The organism is Burkholderiaceae bacterium, assembly GCA_024235995.1.
Classification (GTDB): domain Bacteria; phylum Pseudomonadota; class Gammaproteobacteria; order Burkholderiales; family Burkholderiaceae_C; genus Ottowia.
Map to the genome: position 1 here is coordinate 128,763 of JACKLI010000002.1, position 26,584 is coordinate 155,346.

At 65.2% G+C, this 26,584-nt stretch carries 23 protein-coding genes and 1 tRNA gene; 7 read left to right on the forward strand and 17 right to left on the reverse strand.

All coding sequences use genetic code 11. From position 1 onward, the window contains the following. Positions 1-39 precede the first annotated feature (39 nt). From H6927_18340 to H6927_18360, 5 genes are all read right to left on the reverse strand, one after another. Complete coding sequence (locus H6927_18340) at positions 40-957, reverse strand: ABC transporter permease (GenBank protein MCP5220041.1); 918 nt, start codon at positions 955-957, stop codon at positions 40-42. After that, a complete protein-coding gene (locus tag H6927_18345; GenBank protein ID MCP5220042.1) occupies positions 957-2,030 on the reverse strand; it encodes an ABC transporter permease in 1,074 nt (357 codons plus the stop codon). Before H6927_18345 ends, H6927_18340 begins: the two co-directional genes overlap by 1 nt. Continuing rightward, positions 2,017-3,585 (reverse strand): ABC transporter ATP-binding protein, encoded by a 1,569-nt coding sequence (locus H6927_18350; GenBank protein ID MCP5220043.1) that lies wholly within the window; start codon positions 3,583-3,585, stop codon positions 2,017-2,019. Before H6927_18350 ends, H6927_18345 begins: the two co-directional genes overlap by 14 nt. A gap of 257 nt (positions 3,586-3,842) precedes the next feature. Then, a tRNA-Met gene (locus H6927_18355) sits at positions 3,843-3,919 on the reverse strand. 41 nt (positions 3,920-3,960) lie between these two features. Then, positions 3,961-4,740, reverse strand: coding sequence for an enoyl-CoA hydratase (locus tag H6927_18360; protein MCP5220044.1), 780 nt, complete (start codon positions 4,738-4,740; stop codon positions 3,961-3,963). Positions 4,741-4,865: 125 nt separating this feature from the next. On the opposite strand from H6927_18360, the gene H6927_18365 reads away from it, so the two are divergent. The 3 genes from H6927_18365 to paaF are packed head-to-tail and all read left to right on the forward strand — an operon-like array spanning position 4,866 to position 7,443. After that, positions 4,866-5,669 (forward strand): 2-(1,2-epoxy-1,2-dihydrophenyl)acetyl-CoA isomerase, encoded by an 804-nt coding sequence (locus tag H6927_18365; protein ID MCP5220045.1) that lies wholly within the window; start codon positions 4,866-4,868, stop codon positions 5,667-5,669. Beyond that, on the forward strand, positions 5,666-6,139 hold the full coding sequence (gene paaI, locus H6927_18370; GenBank protein ID MCP5220046.1) for a hydroxyphenylacetyl-CoA thioesterase PaaI: 474 nt from the start codon (positions 5,666-5,668) through the stop codon (positions 6,137-6,139). Before H6927_18365 ends, paaI begins: the two co-directional genes overlap by 4 nt. Then, positions 6,136-7,443, forward strand: coding sequence for a phenylacetate--CoA ligase (paaF, locus tag H6927_18375; GenBank protein ID MCP5220047.1), 1,308 nt, complete (start codon positions 6,136-6,138; stop codon positions 7,441-7,443). Before paaI ends, paaF begins: the two co-directional genes overlap by 4 nt. Before the next feature lie 4 nt (positions 7,444-7,447). Here the strand turns inward: paaF and H6927_18380 are convergent, their stop codons facing one another. The 5 genes from H6927_18380 to H6927_18400 all read right to left on the reverse strand — a co-directional run bounded on the left by H6927_18380 (position 7,448) and on the right by H6927_18400 (position 13,308). After that, a complete protein-coding gene (locus H6927_18380; GenBank protein ID MCP5220048.1) occupies positions 7,448-8,605 on the reverse strand; it encodes a DUF3108 domain-containing protein in 1,158 nt (385 codons plus the stop codon). Continuing rightward, positions 8,590-10,398 (reverse strand): M61 family metallopeptidase, encoded by a 1,809-nt coding sequence (locus tag H6927_18385; GenBank protein ID MCP5220049.1) that lies wholly within the window; start codon positions 10,396-10,398, stop codon positions 8,590-8,592. The genes H6927_18380 and H6927_18385 overlap by 16 nt, the downstream gene beginning before the upstream one ends. Before the next feature lie 9 nt (positions 10,399-10,407). Beyond that, positions 10,408-11,124: a DsbC family protein gene (locus H6927_18390; protein MCP5220050.1), complete on the reverse strand. Its 717-nt coding sequence runs from the start codon at positions 11,122-11,124 to the stop codon at positions 10,408-10,410. Between the two features lie 76 nt (positions 11,125-11,200). After that, positions 11,201-12,325, reverse strand: coding sequence for an FAD-dependent monooxygenase (locus H6927_18395; GenBank protein ID MCP5220051.1), 1,125 nt, complete (start codon positions 12,323-12,325; stop codon positions 11,201-11,203). A gap of 29 nt (positions 12,326-12,354) precedes the next feature. After that, positions 12,355-13,308 (reverse strand): alpha/beta fold hydrolase, encoded by a 954-nt coding sequence (locus tag H6927_18400; GenBank protein ID MCP5220052.1) that lies wholly within the window; start codon positions 13,306-13,308, stop codon positions 12,355-12,357. A gap of 75 nt (positions 13,309-13,383) precedes the next feature. On the opposite strand from H6927_18400, the gene H6927_18405 reads away from it, so the two are divergent. The 4 genes from H6927_18405 (at position 13,384) to H6927_18420 (ending at position 17,581) form a co-directional block, all read left to right on the forward strand. Further along, a complete protein-coding gene (locus H6927_18405) occupies positions 13,384-14,253 on the forward strand; it encodes an MOSC N-terminal beta barrel domain-containing protein (protein MCP5220053.1) in 870 nt (289 codons plus the stop codon). Between the two features lie 136 nt (positions 14,254-14,389). After that, entirely contained in the window at positions 14,390-15,484 is a 1,095-nt protein-coding gene (gene ychF, locus H6927_18410; GenBank protein MCP5220054.1) for a redox-regulated ATPase YchF, read from the forward strand. A 221-nt stretch (positions 15,485-15,705) separates the two neighbouring features. Continuing rightward, a complete protein-coding gene (locus tag H6927_18415; GenBank protein MCP5220055.1) occupies positions 15,706-16,902 on the forward strand; it encodes a tyrosine-type recombinase/integrase in 1,197 nt (398 codons plus the stop codon). Continuing rightward, entirely contained in the window at positions 16,880-17,581 is a 702-nt protein-coding gene (locus tag H6927_18420) for a hypothetical protein (protein ID MCP5220056.1), read from the forward strand. The genes H6927_18415 and H6927_18420 overlap by 23 nt, the downstream gene beginning before the upstream one ends. Positions 17,582-17,644: 63 nt before the next feature. On the opposite strand, the gene H6927_18425 is transcribed toward H6927_18420, so the two are convergent. The 7 genes from H6927_18425 to H6927_18455 form a co-directional block, all read right to left on the reverse strand. After that, positions 17,645-18,529: a DUF3732 domain-containing protein gene (locus tag H6927_18425; protein MCP5220057.1), complete on the reverse strand. Its 885-nt coding sequence runs from the start codon at positions 18,527-18,529 to the stop codon at positions 17,645-17,647. 95 nt (positions 18,530-18,624) lie between these two features. Continuing rightward, the gene (locus H6927_18430; GenBank protein ID MCP5220058.1) at positions 18,625-19,464 is read right to left on the reverse strand and encodes an ATP-binding protein; all 840 of its coding nucleotides are present in this window, start codon (positions 19,462-19,464) and stop codon (positions 18,625-18,627) included. Next, positions 19,433-20,959, reverse strand: coding sequence for an IS21 family transposase (locus H6927_18435; protein ID MCP5220059.1), 1,527 nt, complete (start codon positions 20,957-20,959; stop codon positions 19,433-19,435). Before H6927_18435 ends, H6927_18430 begins: the two co-directional genes overlap by 32 nt. Positions 20,960-21,068: 109 nt before the next feature. Beyond that, positions 21,069-21,782, reverse strand: coding sequence for a hypothetical protein (locus H6927_18440; GenBank protein ID MCP5220060.1), 714 nt, complete (start codon positions 21,780-21,782; stop codon positions 21,069-21,071). After that, the gene (locus H6927_18445; protein MCP5220061.1) at positions 21,779-23,344 is read right to left on the reverse strand and encodes a putative DNA binding domain-containing protein; all 1,566 of its coding nucleotides are present in this window, start codon (positions 23,342-23,344) and stop codon (positions 21,779-21,781) included. Before H6927_18445 ends, H6927_18440 begins: the two co-directional genes overlap by 4 nt. After that, complete coding sequence (locus tag H6927_18450; protein MCP5220062.1) at positions 23,341-25,209, reverse strand: AAA family ATPase; 1,869 nt, start codon at positions 25,207-25,209, stop codon at positions 23,341-23,343. Before H6927_18450 ends, H6927_18445 begins: the two co-directional genes overlap by 4 nt. 10 nt (positions 25,210-25,219) lie before the next feature. Beyond that, positions 25,220-26,584, reverse strand: a 1,365-nt coding sequence (locus tag H6927_18455; protein MCP5220063.1) for a restriction endonuclease subunit S, incomplete at its 5' end; no start/stop codon positions are given.

Genomic DNA, 26,584 nt, shown 5'->3' on the forward strand with positions numbered 1-26,584 from the left:
TACGGGGGTGGAAAAAGGGGTCATTTTAGGGATCGCCGTTCAGCCGGGGTAAAACGGCTTGCCCAGCGAGGCGGGCATGTTCACGCGGATCCAGGTGGGGTTGCGCGAGATCAGCGCCAGCACCACGATGGTGGCCAGGTAGGGCATGGCGGTGAGCAGCTGGCTGGTGATCTGCACGCCCTGGCCCTGCAGGTAGAACTGCAGCATGGTCACGCCGCCGAACAGGTAGGCGCCCAGCAGCACGCGCGCCGGCCGCCAGGTGCCGAAGGTGGTCAGCGCCAGCGCGATCCAGCCCTTGCCGGCCACCATGCCCTCCACCCACAGCGGCGTGTAGATGATGGACAGGAAGGCGCCGGCCAGCCCGCACAGCGCGCCGCCGGCGACGACGGCCGCCAGCCGGATGCGCCGCACCGGGTAGCCCAGCGCGTGCGCCGACTCGGGCGACTCGCCCACCGAGCGCAGCACCAGCCCGGCGCGGGTGCGGTACAGGAACCAGATCAGCCCGACGCACAGCAGCATGGCGCCGTACACCAGCGGGTGCTGGCGCAGCAGCGCCGGGCCGACGATGGGCACGTCGCCCAGGCCCAGCCAGTTGAAGCGCGGGCGCTCGGGCATCTTGGCCTGCACGTAGCCGATGCCGACAAAGGCCGAAAAGCCGGCGCCGAACAGCGTCAGCGCCAGACCGGTGGCGTACTGGTTGGCGTTGAGCCAGATCACCAGGGCGCCGAAGGCCGCCGCCAGCACCGCGCCGGCGGCCATGCCGGCGGCAAAGCCCAGCCAGTCGCTGCCGGTGTGGATGACGGTGGCGAAGCCCGCGATGGCCGCGCACAGCATCATGCCCTCGGCCCCCAGGTTGACGATGCCCGACTTCTCGTTGACGAGCAGGCCCAGCGCGGCCAGCGCCAGCACGGTACCGGCGCTCAGCGTGGACGCGAACAGCAGCGGGTAGGCCTCCATCAGCGGGCTCCTTGGCGCGCAGCCGTGCGCCGGATGCGGTAGTTGACCAGCGTGTCGCAGGCCATCAGCGAGAACAGCAGCAGGCCCTGGAACACGTCGGTCAGCGACTTGGGCAGGCCCAGGCGCGACTGCGCCAGCTCGCCGCCGATGTAGAACATGCTCATCAGGATGGCCGCCAGCACCATGCCCAGCGGGTGCAGCCGGCCCACGAAGGCGACGATGATGGCGGCAAAGCCGTAGCCGGCCGGCACGAAGGGCGTGAGCTGGCCCAACGGGCCCGCCACCTCCAGCGCGCCCGCCAGGCCGGCCGCGCCGCCGGAGATGAGCAGCGCCGTCCACAGCGCGCGGCGCGACGAGAAGCCGGCGTAGCGCGCCGCCGCCGGCGCCAGCCCGCCCACCTGCAGGGCAAAGCCGCTGCGCGTGCGAAACAGGTACAGCCACAGCAGCGCGGCGCCCGCCAGGCCGATCAGCGCGCCGATGCCCACGCGCGAGCCCGCCATCAGGCGCGGAATGCGCGTGACGGCCTCGAAGGTGCGCGTCTGCGGAAAGTTGTAGCCCGCCGGGTCCTTCCAGGGGCCGAACACGAAGTAGTTGAGCACCTGCACCGCCACGTACACCAGCATCAGGCTGACCAGGATCTCGCCGGCGTTGAAGCGGTCGCGCAGCAGCGCCGTGATGCCCGCCCACAGCATGCCGCCCAGCACGCCCGCCAGCAGGATGGCCAGCACGATCCAGCGCCCCGTGTCCTTGTCCGCCAGCAGGGCGATGCCGCCGGCGCAGATGGCGCCGATGATGTACTGGCCCTCGGCGCCGATGTTCCAGATGTTGGAGCGAAAGCACACCGCCAGCCCCAGCGCGATGATGAGCAGCGGCGTGGCCTTGACGCCCAGCTCGCCCAGCGCGTAGACCGACTTGACGGGCTCCCAGAAGAACACCCCCAGGCCCTTGACCGGGTCCTTGCCCATCAGCGAGAACAGGGCCACGCCCAGCACCACGGTGATGGCCAGCGCCAGCACGGGCGAGGCCCAGGCCCAGGTGCGCGAGGGCGCGGGGCGCAGCTCAAGCCGCAGCATGGGCCACCTCCTGCGCAGGGCCCGCGCCGGCTTCGGCGCCGGGCCACAGCCCGCTCATCCATTGGCCGATCAGCTCGACCGTGGCCTCCTGGCGCGCCAGGCTGGGCGACAGCTGGCCCCTGGCGATCACGTGCAGGCGGTCGCTCATCTCGAACAGCTCGTCCAGCTCCTCGCTCACCACCAGCACCGCGCAGCCGGCGTCGCGCAGCGCCAGCACCGCGGCGCGGATTTGCGCGGCGGCGCCCACGTCCACGCCCCAGGTCGGCTGCGAGACGATCAGCAGCCGGGGCTTGGCGTCGATCTCGCGGCCCATCAGGTACTTTTGCAGGTTGCCGCCCGACAGCGAGCGCGCGGGGGCGTCCGGCCCATGGGCCTTGACGCGAAAGCGCTCGATGATGCCCACCGACTGCGCGCGCAGCGCCTTCACGCGCAGCCAGCCCAGGCGGCCCACGCTCTCGCGCCGCGTCAGCAGCAGGTTGTGCGCCAGGCTCATGTCGGGCACGGCGCCGCGGCCCAGGCGCTCCTCGGGCACGAAGTGCAGGCCCAGCGCGCGCCGGCGCGCCGGGCGCAGTGCCCCGGCCGCGGTGCTCGCTATGGTTATGGAAGCTGCTGGCGCGCGCCGGTCCTCGCCCGACAGCGCAAACAGCAGCTCGCGCTGGCCGTTGCCCGAGACGCCGGCAATGCCCACCACCTCGCCCGCGCGCACCTGCAGCGACACGCCCTGCAGGTCCACGCCGAAGGGCGATTCGCGCGGCAGGTTCAAGCCGTTGACGGCCAGCACCACCGGGCCCGGCGTGTGCGCGTGGTGCTCCAGCGGCGGCGGCTCGGCGCCGATCATCAGGCGCGACAGCGAGGCGTTGGTCTCCTGCCGCGGGTCGCACACGCCGGTCACGCGGCCGGCGCGCATCACCGTGCAGGCGGTGCACAGCGCGCGGATCTCGTGCAGCTTGTGGCTGATGTACAGGATGGAGCAGCCCTCGGCCGCCAGCTGGCGCAGCGTGACGAACAGCTTGTCGACCGCCTGCGGCGTCAGCACCGAGGTCGGCTCGTCCAGGATCAGCAGGCGCGGGTGGGCCAGCAGGGCGCGGATGATCTCCACCCGCTGCATCTCGCCCACGCCCAGGGTGTGCACCGGGCGCTCGGGGTCCACGTCCAGGCCGTAGGCCGCGGCCGTGTCGGCAATGCGGCGCGCCACCTCGGGCAGCGACAGCGACTTGTCCAGGCCCAGCCACACGTTCTCGGCCACGCTGAGCGTCTCGAACAGGCTGAAGTGCTGGAACACCATAGCGATGCCCAGCTGGCGCGCCTCCTGCGGGCTGCGCACGGCCACCGCCTGGCCGTTGACGCGCACCTCGCCGGCGTCGGGCTTGACGGCGCCGTAGATGATCTTCATCAGCGTGCTCTTGCCGGCGCCGTTCTCGCCCAGCACGGCGTGGATCTCGCCGGGCTGCACCGTCAGCGAAACCTGGTCGTTGGCCAGCACGCCGGGGTAGCGCTTGCTGATGCCGACCAGCTCGAGCCGTGGCGGGGTGGAGGTTTCTTCGGGCACGGGCAGGCTTTGGCGAAGGGCTGGCAGACGTTGAACCGCGGGCAATGTATCACGCGGTCACGGGTCGTGAACGCCCGGGAAAACGCGGGGAACCACCGTGTTCGTCCATATAGGGAGAATATGGAAAACCTTATGCCGTGGAGCGCTTTGAGACATCCGGTTTTGTTCGCATCGGGTGCGTGATCCCGATGGGCGCAGGGCTGGCATGGAGTTTCCAGCAGGCAAAAAAATGCCAGCCGCAAAGGGCTGGCATTTTGAAAGGTTGGTGGTGGTAGGTGGAATCGAACCACCGACCTTGGGGTTATGAATCCCACGCTCTAACCGACTGAGCTATACCACCGAAAGCCCAGCATTATAGGGGCAAACCGGCACGCCTTCGGCTCAACGGTGCTTGAACTGCGGCGCGCGCTTGTTGACGAAGGCGTCCATGCCTTCCTTCTGGTCTTCGGTGGCGAACAGGGCGTGGAACATGCGCCGCTCGAACATCACGCCGTCGGCCAGCGTGCCCTCGAAGGCGCGGTTGACGCATTCCTTGGCGGCCATCACGGCCAGGCGGCCCATGCCGCAGATGCTCAGCGCGGCGGCCAGGGTTTCGTCCATCAGCTTGTCCAGCGGCACCACGCGGCTGACCAGGCCGGCGCGTTCGGCCTCGTCGGCGTTCATCATGCGGCCGGTGAGCGCCAGGTCCATCGCCTTGGCCTTGCCCACGGCGCGCGGCAGGCGCTGGGTGCCGCCGGCGCCGGGGATGATGCCCAGCTTGATCTCGGGCTGGCCGAAGCGCGCGTTGTCGGCGGCGATGATGAAGTCGCACATCATGGCCAGCTCGCAGCCGCCGCCCAGGGCGAAGCCGCTGACGGCGGCGATCACGGGCTTGCGGATGGAGCGGATGGTTTCCCAGTCGCGCGTGATGTAGTCGTCGCCGTACACGTCGGCAAAGCCGTAGGTGGCCATGGCGCCGATGTCGGCGCCGGCGGCAAAGGCCTTTTCGCTGCCGGTGAGGACGATGCAGCCGATGGCGTCGTCGGCGTCGAAGGCCTTCAGCGCCTGGCCCAGCTCCACCATCAGCGCGGGGCTGAGGGCGTTGAGCTGCTTGGGGCGGTTGAGCATGATGACGCCGACGCGTTCGCCTTCGGTGCGTACCTGGATGAATTCGTAGGCCATGGGCGGTTCCTCGTGGTTCGATGCGATGAAATCAGCGACTATAGCGAGCCCGCCTGTCCGCACCGATCGGTTAACCGACCCGTTGGTTGGTTAATGGTAGATTCCACGTTCCGGAGACCCACCCCATGAATCAGACCGCTTCCCAAGACGTCCTGTACGAGGAGCATGGCGCCGTCGCCGTCCTCACGCTCAACCGTCCCGCCGCGCTCAACAGCTTCACGCGCCGGATGCACCGCGACCTGTGGGCGGCGCTGGACAAGGTGGAGGCCAACAAGGCCATCCGCGCCCTGGTGCTGACGGGGGCGGGGCGCGGCTTTTGCGCCGGCGCGGATCTGTCGGAGTTCGACTTCAGCGAAGGTCCCAACCTCGAAAAGCGCGCCGACCCGGGCCCGGTGATCGACCAGGCCTTCAACCCCACCACGCGCCGCCTGCTGCAGGTGCGCGTGCCCACGGTGTGCGCGGTCAACGGCGTGGCGGCGGGCGCGGGCGCGTCGGTGGCCATGGCCTGCGACATCACCATTGCCGCGCCCACGGCCAGCTTCATCCAGGCCTTCAGCAAGATCGGCCTGGTGCCCGACAGCGGCGGCACCTGGTTTTTGCCGCAGCGCGTGGGCCTGGCGCGCGCCATGGCGCTGTGCCTGACGGGCGACAAGCTGACAGCGCAGGACGCCAAGGCCATGGGCATGATCTGGGACGTGCAGGACGACGCGCTGGCCGCCGCCAAGGCCATGGCCGAGCGCCTGGCCGCCATGCCCACGCGCGCGCTGGTGGCCACGCGCCACCTGCTGCGCGGCGCGCACACGCACAGCCTGGACGAGCAGCTGGACATCGAGCGCGACGTGCAGTCGCGCCTGGGCTTCACGCACGACTACATCGAGGGCGTGACGGCCTTTTTGCAAAAACGCCCGGCGCAGTTCAAGGGCGAATGAGCATGAGCGACACCCATACTGCCAGGGCCCTGGCCGAGCGCGTGGGCGCGGCCATGTTCGCCGCCGACCGCGCCTCGCGCGAGACCATGGGCATGCAGCTGCTGGCCTGCGAGCCCGGCCGCGCCGTGATGCGCATGGCGGTGCAGCCGCTGCACCTGAACGGCCACCAGATCTGCCACGGCGGTTTCATCTTCACGCTGGCCGACTCCACCTTTGCCTTTGCCTGCAACAGCCGCAACCACAACACCGTGGCGGCGGGCTGCAGCATCGAGTTTTTGAAGCCCGCGCACGCCGGCGACGTGCTGACCTGCGAGGGCGTGGAGCAGGCGCAGAGCGGCCGCCACGGCGTGTACGACATGCGCGTGACCAACCAGCACGGCCACGCGATCGCCCTGTTTCGCGGCAAGAGCGCGCAGATCAAGGGCCAGGTGATTCCCGAAGACAACGAAGCACAGGAGACGCAGGCATGAACGCGAGCACCAAGACCTTTGCGCTGGAGCCGATCGAAAAGGCCAGCATCGACGAGTTGCGCACCCTGCAGCTGCAGCGCATGAAGTGGTCGCTGGCGCACGCCTACGCGCATTCGCCGGTGTACAAGGCCAAGTTCGACGCCGCCGGCGTGCACCCCGACGACCTGCGCCAGCTGTCGGACCTGGCCAAGTTTCCGTTCACCACCAAGCACGATCTGCGCGACAACTACCCGTTCGGCATGTTCGCCGTGCCGCGCGACCAAATCGTGCGCATCCACGCCAGCAGTGGCACCACGGGCAAGCCCACGGTGGTGGGCTATACCCGCAAGGACATCGACACCTGGGCCGACGTGGTGGCGCGCTCGTTCCGCGCCGCGGGCGCGCGCCCTGGCGACATGCTGCACCAGAGCTATGGCTACGGCCTGTTCACGGGCGGCATGGGGGCGCACTACGGGGCCGAGCGGCTGGGCCTGGCGGTGGTGCCCTTTGGGGGTGGCCAGACCGAAAAGCAGATCCAGCTGATCCTGGACTTCAAGCCCGACATCATCACCGTCACGCCCAGCTACATGCTGGCGATTGCCGAGCAGGTCGAACGCATGGGACTGGACCCGCGCGAGCTCAGCCTGCGCATCGGCGTGTTTGGCGCCGAGCCCTGGACCAACGAGATGCGCCATGCCATCGAGCAGCGCATGGCCATCGACGCGGTGGACATCTACGGCCTGTCGGAGGTGATGGGCCCGGGCGTGGCCAACGAATGCATCGAGACCAAGGACGGCCCCACCATCTGGGAGGACCACTTCTACCCCGAGGTCATCGACCCCGACACGGGCGAGGTGCTGCCCGACGGCCAGGAGGGCGAGCTGGTGTTCACCAGCCTGACGAAAGAGGCATTGCCCATCATCCGTTACCGCACGCGCGACTTGACGCGCCTGCTGCCCGGCACCGCGCGCACCATGCGCCGCATGCAGAAGATTACGGGCCGCAGCGACGACATGATGATCGTGCGGGGCGTGAACGTGTTCCCCACGCAGATCGAGGAGCTGATCCTGAAGCGCCCCGAGCTGTCGCCCAACTACCAGTGCGTGCTGACGCGCGAGGGGGCCTTGGACAACCTGAAGGTGGCGGTGGAGACCGCGCCGGGCCTGAGCCCCGAGGGCATCGAGGCGCGCGCGGCCGCCAAGCTGCTGCAGCACGAGATCAAGATCTACGTGGGCTCCAGCGTGGAGATCGAGCTCAAGCCCGAGGGCGGCATCGAGCGCAGCGTGGGCAAGGCGCGGCGGGTGATCGACCTGCGCAAGAAGTAGCGCCTCACTGCTGCTCGATCGTCTCCACCACCAGGTCCATCCAGGTGTCCGGCCCCTGCGTCAGGTGGATGCGCACCGGCAGGTATTGCAGCGTGGGGGCGAACCAGATCTCGGCGCTGATCGGGCCGCGCGGCTTGTCCAGCGGGCGGGGCTTGAGGTGCAGCGCGGGCACGGCGCCCAGGCGCGGCAGGTGCAGCGTGTCCTCGCCCACCACGTCGTAGGTCCATTCGTCCACGCCGCCGGGGCGCGCCAGCCACAGGCGGATGCTGGCGCCGGGCGCCGGGGCGATCTGGCCGCTGGCAAAGCGGTGCGCCAGCTCGACGAACTGGCTGGCCGTGTCCTGCACGCCCTCGGGCCGCGGCACGCTCCGGCCGTCGTTCAGGCGCACCGCGTCGCCGATGCGCACGCCACGCCGGCGCTGGCGCACCTGCTCCTCGTACACCTCGGGCGCCAGGCCCTGGGCGGTGATCTCGCCCTGGCTGGTGAAGCGCATGGACAGCAGGATGCCGACGTCCAGTTGCACCGCCGCCTGGTAGCGCGTGCCGGTGTGCTGCCACAGCACCTGGGCGCTGCCGTGCAGCTCGCCGCGGTAGTTGCCGCCCAGGGTGTAGGCCAGGCGCGTGTCGGTGGGCCAGCCGGCCAGGAAGGCGGGCTCGGCGGTGCCGGCCTCGCTTGCGGCCGGGGTGGGCGCCGAGGCGGCCGCCTGCGGCGCGCTGGCCGCGTCGGCCGCGGCGACGGCTTGGTCCGTTCCGGGCGTGTCGGCCACCTCGTCCGGAGTGGATGGCACGGGTTCGGGCGCGGCAGCCGGCCGTGGGGCGCTGGCGGGCCGCACCGGGGCCTTGGCTGCTTTGTTTTTGGTAGCTGACGGCGCATGGTGGATGCGGGCTGTCGGCCTGTTTGGCTCCGAACGCTGCGGGGCGGGCTCGCCCGGCGCCGGTGTGGGTGCCGGCGCCTGCACGGTGATGGTGCGCGTGTACAGGGGCGCGGTCATCTGCGCCAGCAGGCTGGGTGGCTGCAGCAGGCCGCGCAGCCAGCTCAGCACCAGGGCGTGCGCCAGCAGCACCCCGATCAGGATGAGCCCGAGCGTGCGGCGGTCACGGCGGCCGCGCTCCGCCAGGCCGGGCGCCGCGGGGGATGGGTGACCGCTCAGGCGCCGGGCCACGATGGGGCGGCGCTGTCGGCAGGGGGGCGCGGCGCCAGGCGCCAGGTGGTCGAGGGGGCGGGCAGGGCGAGCGGCAGGCGCAGCAGGCGCTGGCCGCGCGCGACGAGGGCGGTGACCTGGCGCTGCGGGCCGGCAAACAGGGGCACGTCGTCCAGCCGGCGCAGGCGCCACGCGGGCGCGGCGGCGGCCTGGCCCTTGCGGGCCGGGCGTGCGCTGCGTGGCACGGGGCCTGGCACCTCCAGGCCCAGCCACTCGTCGCCGGCGGCCAGGCCAGCGGCGGCGGCGGGGCTGCCGTCGAGCACCACCTTGACGGTGATGCCGGCGGCCTGCTCGCTCACGCGCAGGCCCAGCGCCTGCGCCAGCGGCGCGGGGTCTTGCAGCACCTGCACGCCATGGGCCGTCAGCAGCCGCTCCAGCGGCAGCTCGTCGGTGCCGTGCACCCAGGCCGCCAGCTCGGGCGCGTAGCTGCGCCCGCCCAGCTCGGCCAGCACGGCGGCCACGTCGCTCTCGCGCAGCGGGCCGCCCTGGCAGCGCCGCCACAGTGCGCGCATCACGTCGTCCAGCGTCGCCCGGCCTTCGCCGCGCAGCGTGAGGTCCAGGCACAGCGCCACCAGCGCGCCCTTGGTGTAGTAGCTGATGGTGCTGTTGGGCGTGTTCTCGTCCGGGCGGTAGTAGCGCAGCCAGGCGTCGAAGCTGGCCTGCGCCACCGACTGCACCCGCCGCCCCGGCGCCTGTAGCACCTGGTTGGCGGTTTTGGTCAGCAGCTTGCAGTAGGCCGCATCGTCGATCAGGCCGGCGCGGCGCAGCAGCAGGTCGTCGTAGTAGCTGGTGAAGCCCTCGAAGAACCACAGCAGCTCGGTGGGGTTCTCGCGCGTGTAGTCGTAGGGGGCGAATTCAGAAGGCTTGAGGCGCTTGACGTTCCAGGTGTGGAAGTACTCGTGGCTGATCAGGCCCAGCAGGGTGACGTAGCCCTCGCCCACAGCAAAGGCGCTGTCGGGCGCGCCGATGCGCGGCAGGTCGGCGCGCTTGCAGATCAGGGCGGTGCTGGCGCGGTGTTCCAGGCCGCCGTAGGCGTCCTCCACGGCGTTGAGCATGAACACGTAGCGCTCGTGCGGCGGCGCGCCCTCGGGGTGCCAGAAGCGGATGGCCGTCTCGCACACGGTCTGCGCGTCGCGCAGCAGGCGTGCGCCGTCGAAGGAGGCGGGCGCGCCGGCCACGACAAAGCGGTGCGGCACGCCGCGGGCCTCGAAGGTGCCGCTCCAGAACGCGCCCAGCTCGACGGGGTGGTCGACCAGCTCGTCGTAGTCGCGCGCCACGTAGTCGCCGAAGCCGCGCGCATCCACGCGCCGCGGCGTCATGGCGGTGGCCAGCTGCCAGTGCGGGGCGGCCTTGGGGGCGGGCACCGTCAGCCGGTGCGGGGCGCCGTCCTGCCCGTGCACGCGCAGCAGCAGGCTGGTGCCGTTGAAGAAGCCCCGCTCGGCGTCCAGCCAGGCGGTGCGCACCGAGGCGTCGAAGGCGTAGACCTCGTAGCGCAGCACCAGCGGCTGGCGCGGGTCGCAGGCGATGAGCCAGCTGCACTTGTCGAGCTGGCGCGGCGCGCGGGCGGTGTCGCCCTGCCACGCCGTCAGGCCGTTCAGGTGGCGGGCGAACTCGCGCACCAGGTAGCTGCCTGGAATCCACACCGGCAGCGACACCGTCTGCTCGGCCGCCGGCCTGGCGATGCGCAACTCGACGGCGTAGCGATGGCCGTTCAGGTCGGCCGCTTCGACGCGGTAGTGGATGGGGGCCGGCATGGGCGCAGGTCAGCGGGCGAGCAGTTGCTCGATCTGCTGCGCGTTGATGGCGCCGGGCACGCGGTGGCCGTCGACGAACACCAGGGTGGGCGTGCCGGTGATGTGGTACTTGCGCGCAAACGCGACGTTGGCGTCCAGCGCGGCGGTGTCGCATTTGGACGTGCCCTTGGGCGCGACGTGGCGCAGCATCCAGTCGTCCCAGGTCTTGGCCTTGTCGGCGCTGCACCAGATCTGTTTGGACTTCTCGACCGAATCGGCCCCCAGGATGGGGATCAGGAAGGTGTGGACGGTGACGTTGTCGATCTTCTCCAGGTCGGCCTCGAAGCGCTTGCAGTAAGGGCAGTTGGGGTCTTCGAACACCGCCAGCTTGCGCTTGCCGTTGCCGCGCACGACGGTGAAGGCGTTCTTGAGCTGCAGGTCCTTGAAGTTGATGGCGGTGAGCTTGTCGATGCGCTCCTCGGTCAGGTTCTTGCGCGAGCGGGTGTCGATCAGCGTGCCCTGGATCAGGTAGTTGCCCTCGGCGTCGGTGTAGAGGATGTCGTTGCCGATGCGCACCTCGAACAGGCCGGGCATGGGCGTCTTGCTGACCTCGTCGATCTGCGTCAGGCCCGGGATGCGGTCCATCAGGGTCTTGCGCAGGGTCGCCTCCTGCGCGCCGGCCAGCAGGGGCAGCAGGGCCAGCGCCAGGACGGCCAGCCAGCGGCGCGGGGTGGGGGTGAGGTTCATGGATGGTTTTTCTTCAAGAGGTGAATCGAAAGGGGTGACAAACTGGGACACCGCCAAGGTGCGGACGGTTCCCCGCTCAAGCTTGCATCGCCAGGCGGGCCAGGCGCGACTTGATCGGGCCGCTGTGGTCGAACAGCGTCATGCCCCAGTTGCGCAGTGGCCCGGCCAGCGGCGCGGGGTGGCCGAACAGCAGCTGCAGGCCGTCGGTGGCCCAGCGCATGCGCAGCCAGTGGCCCTGGCGCGCGCGCTCGTAGCGGCGCAGCAGGCGCAGGTCGGCCACGCTGCGCCAGCGCTCGCGCGCGGCCAGCACGCGCGCCAGCTCGGCGGCGTCGCCCAGGCCCACGTTCAGCCCCTGGCCGGCCAGCGGGTGCATGGCGTGGGCGGCGTCGCCGGCCAGCGCAAAGCTCTCGCCCACGCGCCCGGGCATGGCGCCGACCCAGCGGCGGGCGTGCGCCAGCACCAGCGGCCAGCTGGCACGCGCGCCCTGCACCTGCAGCGCGCCCAGGGCGCCGCCGCTCAGCTCGTGCAGGTGCGCGGCCAGCGCGGCGTCGTCCCAGGCCTTGACCTGCTCGGCGCGCTCGCTGGCCAGCGACCACACCACCGCCACCTCGCGCCCGTCCGGGCCGCCCAGGGGCAGAAAGGCCAGGATGTCGCCCTCGGGGGTGAACCACTGGCGCGCCACCTGTTCGTGCGGGCGCTCGCAGTCCAGCCGGGTGGCCAGGGCGTGCTGCGGGTAGCGCACGCTGTCGTATTCGATGCCCAGCTCGGCACGCGTGGCGCTGGCGCGGCCCTCGCACACCACCGTCAGGGGCGCGGCCACGGGCGCCTCGATCACGTCGATGGCGCTCTGGTAGCGCACGGCCTCGGCCAGCAGCTGCTCGAGCCGCGGCACGTCGACGATCCAGTTGAGCGCGGCCACGCCCTGCTGCTGGGCGCTGAAGCGCACGCTGCCCTGCCGGTCGGCCTGCACCTGCATGGCCAGCACGGGGGTGGCGGCCACGCCCTCGGGCCAGCAGCGCAGCGACTGCAGCAGGGCCTGCACGGCGGGGCCGATGGCGTAGGCGCGCACGTCGGCCGCCGCGGGCGTGCCGCCGGGTGGCGCCACCAGGGCCACGCGCAGGCGCTCGCGCGCGGCCAGCAGCGCCAGCGTGCGCCCGACGATGCCGGCGCCACGAATGCAAAGGTCATGCTCGAAGGCCATGCATCGATTGTAGGGAGGCGCCGGGCGTGCTACGGCCCGGCCGCGAGCACCCGCTGCAGGAAGCCGCGCAGCGCGGCCCGGTAGCGCGCCGGGTCTTCCGACCAGGACTCGACGTGCCGCGCGTGGGTGCGCAGGTAGCTCATGTCGGGGCGCAGGCGGTGCAGCTCGTCGCTGATGACGATGGGCACCAGCGCGTCGGTGTCGCCGTGCGCGTCGAACAGGAACCGGGGCCGCCGGGCGAACAGGGGCAGGGTCAGCGTGTCGTCCAGCCGGATGCCCACGCGCCAGGGCGTGATCTGCGTGGCCGTCCAGGTCACCGCGCCGCTCAGCGGCAGGCGCTTGGCGGCGACGAAATGCTGCAGCGTGGCGCGCAAATCCAGCGCCGGCGCGTCCAGCACCGCCGCGATGACGTCGCCGACATGGGGCGCGTGGCGCAGGTACTGGCCCAGGATGGCGCCGCCCATGGACTGCGCCGCCAGGATGATGCGTTTGGCGCCGTGGCGCCGCGCGGTCTCGACCGCGGCGTCCAGGTCGCGCCACTCGCTCAGGCCGAAGCGGTAGATGCCGTCGGGCGAGCGCGGCGCGCCGGCGTCGTTGCGGTAGGCGTACAGCAGCGTGGTGATGCCCAGCGGCCGCGCCACGCTGGTCACGCGGTAGCCGTCCTCGCGCCGGCCGCCGATGCCGTGGGTGTAGATCATCCAGACCTCGCCCGCGCCGGTTTCGGGCGGCACCACCCAGGCTGGCAGGGGGCCCAGTTCGGAGGCGATGGCGAGGGTCTCGAAGGGCCAGCCGAAGGCGCGCCGCGGGTCGCCGTCGTAGTCCAGCGTCAGCGGGTCGCGCGTTTGCAGCGCGCGGTCGGTGAACGGCCCACCCACCGTCACCATCTGCTTGAGGCCGCTGGACAGCTGCCAGCCGATGCCGCCGCAGTAGGCGGCCAGGGCCAGCAGCACGATGGCGACGAGCCAGGACAGTTTGCGGATCATGGGCGGCCATGGTAGCGCGCGGGGCCGGTCGCCGTTGCGCGGACAATGGCGGCCTTTCCTGCCCCGTTTCTCATCATGCAGCAGCCCGAACCCGATGTCCGCGCCCGCGTGGCGCGCCTGTTTGTCTACCCCGTCAAGTCCTGCGCGGGCGTGGAGCTGGGCGAGGCGCTGCTGGCCGAGACCGGGCTGGACCTGGACCGCAGCTGGATGGTGGTGGACGCGCAGGGCCGGTTCCTGACGCAGCGCGAGTGGCCGCGCATGGCGCTGGTGCGCCCGCAGATCCGCACGAGCGAGGTGGTGCTGCGCGCGCCGGGCATGCTGGCGCTGCATCTGGGCATCGACGAGGTCGAGCGCCCCTTGCGCGTGCGGGTGTGGGCGGACGAGGTCGACGCCTGGGACATGGGCGACGTCGCCGGCCAGTGGTTCAGCGACTTCCTGGGCCAGCCGGGCCTGCGGCTGGCGCGCTTCGACCCGCAGGTGCGGCGCCTGTCCAGCCTGAAGTGGACGGGCGGCATCGAGGCCGTCAACCAGTTCGCCGACGGCTACCCCTTCCTGGTCACCAGCGAGGCCTCGCTGGCCGAGCTCAACCGCCGCCTGCAGGCCGCTGGCCACGCGCCGGTGGGCATCGAGCGGCTGCGGCCCAACCTGGTGCTGGCCGGCGTGGAGGCGCACGACGAGGACCGCCTGGCCGAGCTGCGCATCGCCACCGCCGACGGCCCGGTGGTGCTCAGGCCCGTCAAGCCCTGCGCGCGCTGCCCCATCCCCAACATCGACCCGCGGACGGCCGAGAGCAGCCCCGAGGTGCTGGCCACGTTGAGCCAGTACCGCGCCGATGCGCGCGTGGACGGGCAGCTGAGCTTCGGCATGAACGCCATCGTCCTCGGCGGCGTGGACCGCACGCTGCGCGTGGGCGATGCGGTGCAGGCCGATTGGCGATTCGACTGAAACTATCAAATCAATAGCTATTCGCGCATGATGGATGCCGGCCAAAGGCCGATTTGAATCATAAACCGCCAGCCGGCGCACCCCCGTCGCGCCGGTACAATCAAGGCTTTCCCGGAATCCAGACGAGACCTGCGCCATGAGCCTGCAATGCGGCATCGTGGGCCTGCCCAACGTGGGCAAGTCCACCCTCTTCAACGCCCTCACCAAGGCCGGCATCGCCGCCGAAAACTACCCCTTCTGCACCATCGAGCCCAACACCGGCGTGGTGGAGGTGCCCGACCCGCGCCTGCAGCAACTGGCGGCCATCATCACGCCCGAGCGCATCGTGCCGGCCATCGTCGAGTTCGTCGACATCGCGGGCCTGGTGGCCGGCGCCAGCAAGGGCGAAGGCCTGGGCAACCAGTTTCTGGCGCACATCCGCGAGACCGACGCCATCGTCAACGTGGTGCGCTGCTTTGAAGATGCCAACGTCATCCACGTGGCCGGCAAGGTCGATCCGATCGCCGACATCGAGGTGATCCAGACCGAGCTGTGCCTGGCCGACCTGGGCACCGTGGAAAAGGCCGTGCAGCGCTACGGAAAGGCCGCCAAGAGCGGCAACGACAAGGAGGCCGCCGCCATGCTCAAGGTGCTGGGCCCGGTGCAGGCCGCGTTGAACGAGGCCCGGCCGGTGCGCACGCTGTCGCTCACGAAAGAAGAGCAGGCGCTGCTCAAGCCGCTGTGCCTGATCACCGCCAAGCCGGCGATGTTCGTGGGCAACGTGTCGGAGGACGGCTTCGAGAACAACCCCCTGCTGGCGCGCTTGCAGGACTACGCCGCCAGCCAGAATGCTCCGGTGGTGGCTATCTGCGCCAAGCTGGAGGCCGACATGGCCGAGATGGGCGACGAGGACAAGGCCATCTTCCTGCAGGAGATGGGCCAGAGCGAGCCGGGCCTGAACCGCCTGATCCGCGCCGCCTTCAAGCTGCTGGGCCTGCAGACCTACTTCACCGCCGGGGTGAAGGAGGTGCGCGCCTGGACCATCCACATCGGCGACACCGCGCCGCAGGCGGCCGGCGTGATCCACGGCGACTTCGAGCGCGGCTTCATCCGCGCGCAGACCATCGCCTTCGACGACTTCATCCACCACAAGGGCGAGCAGGGCGCCAAGGACGCCGGCAAGATGCGCGCCGAGGGCAAGGACTACGTCGTCAAGGATGGGGACGTGATGAACTTCCTGTTCAACGTCTGACCCAAACAAGCCATTTCTCAGGATTTCACAAGATTACTTTGAAGCCCTGAAGCAGCGACAGAACCCCGGAAAATCCGGGGTTCTTCGTTTCCATGGGTTGCATGAGATTGCCCGGCCTTGCCCGCGGAAAGTGACTACGTAGGTGTATACGAAAATTAGACCTAGCAAAATAAGGTGTATATGATCCATCCATCACCCCTTCTTGCCGACCCCGTGACACCATGCTTACAGATGCTCACTGCCGTGCTGCCAAACCGAAGGAGCAGCTCTACCGCCTGAATGACCTTCGCGGCCTTTACCTTGAAGTGAAGCCCAATGGGGTGAAGGCTTGGCGCTACCGCTTCAAGCTGGGCGGCAAGGGGTCGTGGTTCGCGCTGGGCGACTACCCTGCCGTCAGCCTTGCCGAAGCGCGGGACAAGTGCGAGGAAGCGCGGAAGCTGGTCAAGCAGGGCATCAACCCCGTCCAGCACCGGCAGCTTGAGCGCCTCAAGCGCGAAGAGGATTCCGCCAATACCTTCGAGACCGTCGCCAAAGAGTGGCTGGCTCTGCGGGACTGGGAGGACATCACCAAGAAACGCCGCCTGGACATGCTGGAGCGGGTGGTCTTCCCCAGCATCGGCAAGCTCCCGGTGCGCGACATCACCCCTGCGCACGTTCTCGACATCCTTACCAAGACCGTGAAACGCGGTGCGCCGACTGTCGCTGCGGAAGCCAAGCGCACCATGTCCGGTGTCTTCGAGCTGGCAGTTGCCACCTTGCGGGCAGACAACGATCCCGTCTGGCCCGTCCGCAAGGCTTTGCCCGCCAACAAGACGCAACACAAGACGGCACTGACCACCGCGCAGATCGGCAAGCTGCTCAACGACTTCGACAACCACCGTTGCGGCTATCAGGTCAATTTCTGCATCCAGTTGATGTGGTGGACACTGGCGCGTCCCAGCGAAGCGGCAGAAGCGGAATGGGCTGAATTCGATCTCGATGCCGCGCTTTGGACGATCCCAGCCCGGCGCATGAAAGCCCGCCGTGAACATGTAGTGCCGTTGCCAACGCAGGCCGTAGAGATGTTGCGCCGCCTGCACGCCATCAGCGGTGATCGGACGCACCTATTTCCCGGCAGGGATGACCGCAACAGGCCGATGTCGGTGCATTCGATCCGGCAGGCGCTCAAGGTGCTGGGCTGGAGCGGCACCTACAGCCCGCACGGCACCAGATCCACGGGCAGCACCCGGCTGAATGAAATAGGCTATCGCGCCGACGCCATCGAAGCGCAGCTTGCCCATGCGGAACCCAACTCGGTACGCCGCACCTATAACCATGCCACCTACCTCGAAGAGCGGCGAGACATGATGCAGGCATGGGCAGACAAGCTCGAAATCTGGAAGCGGGAGAGCACAGGTGAAGTCAGTAGAACACAGTGAATACCTGCCGGACACGGAGGCAGGACGCTCACTATTCAGAGAGCGCCTGATTGCAAAAATTCAGCAACATCGCGATTTCAAGGCGCTGCCACAAGAAACTCAGTCGAGCTTCTTTGAGGAATTAGCTGAACTCACCCTCTTCGGCACCAACAACTGTTCGGTGGAGACACATAGCCCTAGGATACGCAAGCTCGAAAAACTGGCCGATAGTTATCGCCGGGTTGCCAATAGCATTGCACTGCTTTCGGAAATAGATGAACTGCTGCTCGATGATGCCTTTCAACACAGCATGCCTTTGCAACAGCAAAAGAAACTGATGCGACAGCTGGCTGCTGATATTGATGGCCTGATAGGCGCTATGTGTCAGACGCCCTCTGGCACATCTGAACGGTTTTCACTGCGACTGCAGGGCGCGGGCTTGCTGAAGCAATTGGGCAAGCTGGGGGTGACCTGCAAGATCAACAATGATTTTCAAAAAATCGATCAAGATGATGCAGTGCAGCGCGAGAAAAGCGAGGGCGCACAGCGCTTTCTGCCAGATCTTTCGCAGAGCATGACACTTGCCATGCTCTGCGCGATGCTGGTTCTCTTCAACAATGGTCAGGTCGTCGAATGGAGCTATTGCCGGAGGCTGCTGAAGGAAGGCAAAAAGCATCTTGATTCAGCGACAACTGAATGAACCACCTCTGTGCCAGCACCCCGTTTACGGTACTTTCCACGCGGGCAAGTCTGTTTAAATCACTCACACAGAACGCGGCCAATCCTCAGGTACGAGCTTCAGCCCATCGCGCCAGCGTTCGCGAAGCGCTGCCTGGAAACGCACATCGTCGCTGAAGTCTGGGTGATCGGTGATGAGCACTTGGAACTTGCCTCCTAGTTTCTCCACAACGTCGAAGATCAGCCGGAAGAGGCGCTTGACGGCTTGGCGGTCTGCGTCGATCTTTTCCTGAGTCACGCCATTGCCGGGCAACGTATCCGGCGAGAAATGTGCCTGCGACAGCTGGTCCAGTAGCAGGAATGAGGGCACCGGCCGTCCTCGGCTAGCGAACCAAGTGTGCAGAGCTAAGTGTGCGACGATGTGGTAGCCGACGTGATTCTCGCCGCTACCGATCTCGCGCATGGATACCCCCCGTTCAGGAGTGTCGGCGACGATAGTCAGATTGCGTGGATCGAGGCGCAGCGGCGAATCTGAGTATTCCAGGTCGATTTGCTTAGCATAGTCGGACAAGTGCCTGTTTACGTTGGACAGGCAGGACTCCACCCTGGCTTGGATGGTCTCGGTGCTGACAACTTCAGTGAGCTGAGCCTCTTGCTCCCGCAATTCGGCCAGTCGTATTTGCTGTCCACTCACATCAGGCACCTGCGGGATATTTTCCATGTAGAGGCTGATACGTCCCAGGACCATGGCACGCCGCGCCTCGGAGTCTGCGGCTAGCTGCAGGCGCTGGTTGCCGCGCTTGACAGCCGTAAGTAGGGTACGGTTGTCGTCGAGGCGTCGCCGTACGTCGGCGAGCTTGGCTTCCACTTCCTGAATGGCTGTCGCGATGCGAGGTGTCGCTGAGTCCATTGCACCGCTACGCTCGCCAATGTAGCCCTGTGCTGCGCGGAGATCGCTGACCGAAGGCACCTGCGACGCTTCAGGTAAGTCTTTGTTGATTCATCAGCACAACTGAGCCAGTGATCACGTTGAATATTGAGCCACTGGGTTGATGGATTCTTTGACTATTCGGTTGTGGATAAGTCTATCGGGTCTGCTGTTTTTCGATCTCCTTTCTGGCTCTTTGGGCGTTGCTTTGGGGGAGCCGCGCCAGCGGCACTGGAGTGCTTGAATCGCCAGCTCTCGTTGCCCGTCTCGACGATGTGGCAATGGTGCGTGAGCCGGTCAAGCAAGGCCGTGGTCATCTTGGCGTCTCCAAAGACGCTGCTCCACTCCGAGAAGGTGAGGTTGGTGGTGATCACCACGCTCGTTCGCTCATAGAGTTTGGAGAGCAGGTGGAACAGCATCGCGCCGCCCGACTGCGTGAATGGCAGGTAGCCCAGTTCATCCAGGATCACCAGATCGACGTACATCAGGCGGTGCGCCATTTGCCCGGCCTTGTTCTGCGCCTTCTCCAGCTCCAGGGCGTTGACCAGCTCCACCGTTGAGAAGAAGCGCACCCGCTTGCCATGCATGCGAATGGCCTCGATCCCCAGGCTCGTGGCCAGGTGGGTTTTACCCGTGCCGGGGCCACCAACCAGCACCACGTTGTGCGCCGACTCCACGAAGCGAAGGGTGTGCAACTGGCGCACCAGTGCTTCGTCGAGCTGCGCGTGGGCGAAGTCAAAGCCGGCGAGGTCACGGTGCGAAGGGAAGCGCGCCACGCGCATCTGGTAAGCCATGGAACGCACCTCACGCTGAGCGGTCTCGGCCTTGATGAGCTGGTGCAGCACGGCCTCATGATCCAGCGACTTCATGCGGGCGGTGCCCAGTACCTCCGGCCAGGCACTGGCCATGCCGTGCAGGCCCAGCGCTTTGAGGGCATCAATGACGTCATGCATGGTCGGACTCCGGTGATGCCTCATGAGGCTGGACGTTGCGCAGTGCGTCGTAGCGCTGCAGGTTGGCCAGTGGCGGCGTGTTGAGCTTGAGCATCGTGGCCACCGGTGGCTCGGGCACGCGCTGCTCCTTCAGACGCGAGAGCACGTTGAGCACGTGCTCGGCACTCACCCGCCCGGACTGCAGCGCCAGCTCTACCGCCACCACCACGGCCTCCAGTCCATGCAGGCTCACCCCCATGAGCACCTGCGCCATCACCCTGTCGCCACCGCTGTGGCGCAGCAACTGGCGCTGCATTTCCTGCAGTGGCTCGGGCATGGTCTTGAAGGGCGCGCCGTTGCGCAGCGCGCCGGGCTTTCGCTCGATGAGCGCGATGTAATGCATCCAGTCGTAGAGCGTCTGATCACGTTCGAAGCTGCGCGCCAGGCGCACCTGTCGCCCATCGGGCCCGACCACCAGCAGGCCATCCGCGTAGGCCCGCAGACTGACCACCGCATGAATCCATTCACACGGCACGCTGTAGCGGTTGCGCTGGAAGTGGATCAGTGCGGTCGCAGAGACCCGTACCGGCTGCTCCACGTAGCCATCAAACGCACGGGGGTTGGGCATGAGACGAGCACGTTCGTCCTGCCAGACATCGGCCACCGTGAGCTGAGTCCATTCCGGGTGACTCATCTCAGCCCAGGCCTTCACGCAGGCCTGCTGCAACCAGTCGTTGAGTTCACCAAGCGTCCCCCAGCGCCGCTCGCTGGCCTCACGCCAGATGTCCTTGCGCCGATCCTGAACGTTCTTCTCCACGACCCCCTTCTCCCAGCCGGCGGCCCGGTTGCAGAACTCCGGCTCGAACAGGTAGTGCCCGGTCATCGCCTCGAAGCGTGCATTGACGCTGCGCTGTTTGCCATGGCCGACCTTGTCCACAGCGGTCTTCATGTTGTCGTAGATGCCCCGCCGGGGCACGCCACCGAAGAGGGCGAACGCCCGTGCGTGCGCATCGAACAGCATCTCGTGCGCTTGGCTGTAGTACGCCACCAGGCAGAAGGCGCGACTGGCCGCCAGCTTGGTGTGTGCCACTTCCAGGCGGCGGCGCAGCCCGCCGATGAACAGGTACTCGCAGCTCCAGTCGAACTGGAACGCCTCGCCCAACTCGAAGCTCAGCGGCACGAACCCCGCACCACGCGCAGCGTTGCCTTGCTCTTGCTGCCAGCGCTGGGCAAAGGCGTAGACCGGCCCTCGGCTGCCGCTGTAGCCCTGCGCGCGCAGCGCCTCAAACATGGCCTTGATCCCGCGTCGATCGCGTTTGCTGCGATGGCTATCGGCCTTGAGCCATTGGCTCAACTGCTCCTTGTACGGATCCAGGATGCTGGGGCCCGACACCCGCTGCGGGTATCGGGGTTCGGCCATCTGCCCGTCTTTGAGCCACTTGGTGGCTGTGTTGCGCGAGATGCCCAGGCGCCGGCTGGCCTCGCGCACCGACACGTCCTGCCTCAGCACGAGGCGGCGTAACTTGCTCAATGTGCTCACGTTGATCACTCCTGCTCCCCCGTGCTGAAAAATTCAGCAGGATAGAGCGGCAACGTGGCTCAAATTTCAACGTGAATGCGTCCCGAAATGGCCCAGCTTTGGAAATGAATCAACACTCCTGGATTTCCGTGATCTGGGCATCAATCTCTGCGCGTGGGATGCCGATGCCAGGGTGGACCAGCTCGTGGAGCACGCGCCTGTACCACCAGCCTTCGAGCATCTGAACGGACTGAGCCTGATGGTGTAGTGAGACATGGTAGAGTTCGGACTGCAGCTGCGCCTCAATAGCGGCAGCATCGGGCTGGGATGGCACGACATAGACGCGCGCCAGTAGAGCCTCTCTCTTAACCTCATCCAGGCCTAGAAAAGCTTCAAAGGCGTCCTTAAGTTCGTTGTTGGTCGAACTCGTGGCGGCGTGTTTGAGCCGCTTAGCGGCTTCGGCCACATCGCGTCCCGCTTCCTCAACACACAGCGCAGCGCAAGCACTGCCTGCGGGGGCATCCGCCGTCGAGATCAAGAAGCGCGCTGTCTCGGGTGGGATCTCTCCGCTGGCCAGACCGACGAGCCAGATCCGCAAGGTTTTCCACACCTCGGGGCTGAGGTCGGTCAGGTTGGCCGCCGCGTTGAGCGAGTGTTTGGTTTGCAGCACGGCATCTGGCTGACCACCGACTTCGAAGCTCACATCGTCTAGCGTTTCGATGCTGACAGTGAAGTCGCTGGTGCGGCTGCGGCGGATAGCCCAGAGCAAGCCCAGCCGAACTTGGTAGAGATAGCCCACCATCGAGCCTGCTGCGCCGAAGGTGGAAATACTGGGAGGATTCATGGGCATTTGCTTCCGGGATGCGCATCCAGCCAACGTTGCCCAAGGCGAGTCCGCCGGTAACGCTGCTTGCTGCTTCGGGGCGCATCAGGCAGGGTCATCTCAATCACCTTCGCGATCAGTGCTGGTTTCAAATACGCAGTGCGAAAGTGTTCTTCGCCCTTGAGGCCAAGAGCTGACTGGATTTGCTGCCGAGACATCTCGCCGTCCACGGCGCGCAACAGACGTTCAACTTCCCCTGTGACTTCCCCTGTGACTTCCCCTGTGACTTCCCCTGTGACTTCCCCGCCACCAACGGTAGGAACAAGCGACAAGGGATGGCGCGGCAGACGAATCACGAACGAGAGGCGGTCGTCGTCCGTCTCGAACAATGGCGCGGGCGAACCGTTGACTGCCATTTCCTTCAGAATTTTCGGGATGCCGGTGGAGCGCCCTTCGGTCATATCCAGTTCTTTCAGGAACTCCCCGATACGCCGGTTGCGGTAGCGGCGGCTGACCGCACGCCCGGCCTGGAAGTCCTCCAGCCGGATCGACCGGTCCGGGCCGGGGAAGCTCAAGATGACCAGCTCTTCGTTGCTGATGCGCACCTCGATGGGCTCGCGTTCCTCGTAAGACCGGTGATACACCGCGTTGACCAAGGCTTCCTCGATGGCTGCGTAGGGAAAGTTCCAGACCCGCGTGGCCTCGGCCCGGTCGGGATGCTTGATGACCGTCTCGCGCAAGAAGTTGCGCTGGATGTAGCTCAATGCCTCGCGCGTCATCCGCGCCAGCGGACCCTTGAAGATCTTTTCCTCGAAGCGGTCACCGCCAGCGCCCTCGGGAAACCAGACCACATCGATCTGCACGGCGGGGAAGAAGCGCTCTGGTGATTCATTGAAAAACAGCAGGCCCACGTTCTTGGGCCACGGTGATTCGGTGGGGCCGCCTGCTACGTTCATCTGCCGCGCTAAGGCTTCGACCGACAGGCCCGGCGCATCAGCCGCGAGTTCGCTGCCCACCTCCTGCAAAAAGGCCTGCATCAAAGGCTTGGACAAATCATCGATCCGGGCCTGCTGGTTGTAGCGGTCGTCGAATGGCACCTTGGCTGCGAGGCTCAACAACTCCTGCTCGGTATCGCCCTTAGCCTCGACCGTACTGCTGTAGCGCCGGATGTAATAGCGCCAGGTCTTCTTGTTGGCAGTGACGGCTTCCGGCGCTTTGTAGGGCCGGGTTTGCCCGCCCGGCGCCCATAGCACGATCAACTTGCGATCTTCGACTTCCTCGATGCTCAACACCGGGAAGTACGGTGGCTGGATCAACTGGCAGTGTGCCAGCAGTTCCCGCTGGATTTTGTCGAGCTGGTTTTCGGCCAACCCCACGGGCGGAAACACCGGCTGGCCGTTGGCATCACAATCCTGCCCGATCACCACATAACCGCCGCCGAGGTTTTCGAAGTCGTTGGCGAAGGCGCACACGGTGCGGATGATAGGGTCAGGATTCCACCCGGCCTTGTACTCGATGCGCTCACCCTCGACGGTTCGCTGGCGCAGCAGGTCTGTAAGGTTGATGGGAAGCTTGGTGCTCATGCGGGAGCTGCTCCAGCACACTTGGATTTGATGAACTCAAAAATTGGCCTGAATGGTTCGAAGCAGGCGGCATCCAAGGTTGGCACAATCTCTTTGGCAAATTTGACCTTGTGCTTGTCATTTTTGAATTTGATAAGACCGCTGCTGTCATCTGTTCGAAACCAGTTGTCCAACCCTGCGATGCCCCAGAAAATATGCTCTACGCAAAAGTGTGGCTTTGGCCTGATCTTTTCGGTTGGGTTGCTTTCGTCCCAAACCTGTTTCTTCAAATCATTATGCGGAACCGGGAGTAAAAAGGTATGTGCATTCTTTCCTTCAAGCTTTCGACACAACCCAAGACTGATATCGGTTATCTGAAATTCGCCTCCCAAATCACGCCAATCGTTATAGGCGTCATCAAAATCAAATAGAGCAAAAAACTGCTTATCGGGATAGGTGGCGAACACTTCTTGGCGTGCTAGTAGTGTCCGAATAAATCCACGGTCAAAAGCATCCTGAACCAAAATTGAAATGTCCTCGTCTGGGTACAGTTTTCGATAGGCAGTGTTCAATATGCTGACATCGGAAGGCCCTTCCACAAAAAGAATGGGTCTCAATGATGACCGGATAACGTTATCAATTAGGAGTTTGCTCTCGTCCTCTGTGTATTGAATAAAACTATCCGATAGCTCGTGGATGACTTCCTTCTTGGATCGTTTGAAACAGGAAACAGCTGAATTTTCGATCTTGAAAAGACTAATCTGCTGGTCGTCGAGGCTACACAACGTTGCCGCGCTATGGCTGCTCATAAGCACATGATTGCTCGTAGCGCCCGCGCCGGTAATCTCTATTACCTGCCTCAAAAAAGCGAACTGCCATTCGGGATGAAGAAACGCGTCTGGCTCATCGAGCAGTGTGAGACAGTGACGATCTTTGAATAGCTCAACGATCGAATAGATGTAAACCGACTGGAACTGGCCGTCGCTGAAATGGGCGATGGATGCGTCGAGACCGCTGGCTAGCTTGAGTGGGATGGAAATATCCGCAAGCATGCCCAAGGTTTTCAAGTTGTCCAACTGCCGGAACAGTTCCTGGGTGCTCAGGTCGGCAAATTCCTGTTGGATTTTGGCGATATCAAAGTACAGGGTATAGCGGTCATCGGTGGCGAAGTAACCCTCGGAACGTATTGGCCCGCTGCTCGCCGTGCTGATGCAGTTCGACAGCCGGTCGAGAAACACCTTGGTAATCCCTTCGGGCTTCCAGTAGCGATCAGCCAAAAGGTCTTCGATGTTGTAGCGCGCATCGGTGGCATAAACTGGGCGCCGAAGCTCCAGCCGCACTTCTGGCGCGACAGTTTTGATGCCAAGCTTCTCCTGGATAAACAATCTGGCCTTGTTTTCCGGCTTTTGCATGAGCAAAACGGCCAGCAGCAGGGCTTTGTATTCAGGGCCGATCCCGATAAAGCGGCGACTCTCATCAAAGTCTGCCTTCTTGATGCGTCTGCCGAAATTCGCTTCGTAATTCTCCACCAGTCCGGCCACGGTGTAGTTGTGGCCGGAATAGTAGATCAGCACATTGTCTGGCAGCGGCGTCTTGCCGATGGTAGAGCGAATCTTGCCGTTGATGCTGAGCTTGCCCGCCGTCCAGACGATCTCAGTTTCCTTGTCTGAGACTTCGTACTTAACGGTGTAGTCGAAGCCGGGGTCGCCCTTTTCCTTGTCGAACTCGTAGATGTGGCGAAAGATTTCCACCAGAGCCTCGAACAGATTCGACTTGCCACTTCCGTTCTTACCGACGAATACATCGATAAAGCTCGTGCCTTCGAAACCCAGCGTGAAATTCTTCAGGTTTTTGTAGTCGCCGATAAAGACTGATTTCATGCGCATGCCGACACCTTCATACCTGTGCCATTACTGCGCTGAGCAATTCGGCCTGTTTGCCAGAGGCAGCATCAATTCTGGTCTCTAAGACATTGCACAGAGCCAGCAAGTGATTAACCTTTTCGACAATCAGCATCTGCTCATCTCTTGGTGGAAGGGGAACCAAAAAATTAGAGAGCGTGCCAAGATTGAGCCCCTTATATGCAATGCCGCGAAGATTGCTATTGGTAACTTCTGTAAAGTAAGGTGAACTAATGACATTTAGGATGTAGTCGGCATTTGCCTTGTCATTTAGTGGGATTAGCGCGATTTCTCTTGCGATGTTGTATCCAGCAATATTTTCCGGAACCACAGCGCACCCGCCAAGCGTTCCACGGATATTTAAGAGTAATTCGCCACCCTTTAGTACGGTGCGCGAATATTGATCAGATATTTCCGGCGAGACTCTCCGAACGGAAGACAAATCAAGCTCGCGATATTTGACATCACTGCATCTAAGAGCGAACACCCCTCCATGAGATGGCTCGCTCTCCATCTTCACGATTCCGTAAGTGATTCCTCTCGATTGATCCGATATTGCTTGAAGTGGGACCCAACTCCAATGGGCAGGTATGGGAAATGGCTTATCCGACGACTTGGATATTAACTTTGGCGCTGACGATGAATCTATCGATTCTGTCAGCCTTCCCGATATGGCTAACTGCAGAATGGCCTTACGCAGTTCGGTGACATTTTCTTTTACTGAATATAAATCGCCGAAGTGTTGGGTGATAAAGGCCCAAGCATCGTTGGTGCTGCGGTTGCCGGTGGTGTCGATCAGTTGCGAGAGCGCGGCGGCGTGTGTGGCCAAGCGCTTTTTTTCGCGTTCATTTCGCAGATTTTCCAGCGCGTCGCAACGCGCCATCAACCGGTCGATTTGGGCGACGATGCGATGTTGCTCGTCAAGCGGTGGGAGCGGAATTGGTATCTCGACAAACTTGGCAATGGAGACGCCGCCGATGATTCCAGTCATCGCGGCTGTAAATGATGCACGAAAGACTGGGGACAGATAAACATAAAGGATGAATCGCGACGGGATCTGCCCATACAACTCATTGGCAAACAGCTTGTTGCCAAAACAGATATCGCGATCGGTCAGACCACACTTTTTTCCCGCGCTGCCACCTTCAGCGCAAATAAGCACAGCGCCCTGGTGTGCGATCCTGAATTTTCCCTCATCCGGAGGAATACAAATACCGTTGTCGTAGTCCAGCGGGTCAAAACCGTAGCCAACATCCTTGGTTGCTATGTAGGGCAACCCCTCGACGCCGGCATATTTCGATTCTTTTTCGGATGCATTGATGCTGTTGCCGTTGAAAATATTGCCAATCGCACCGAGTCG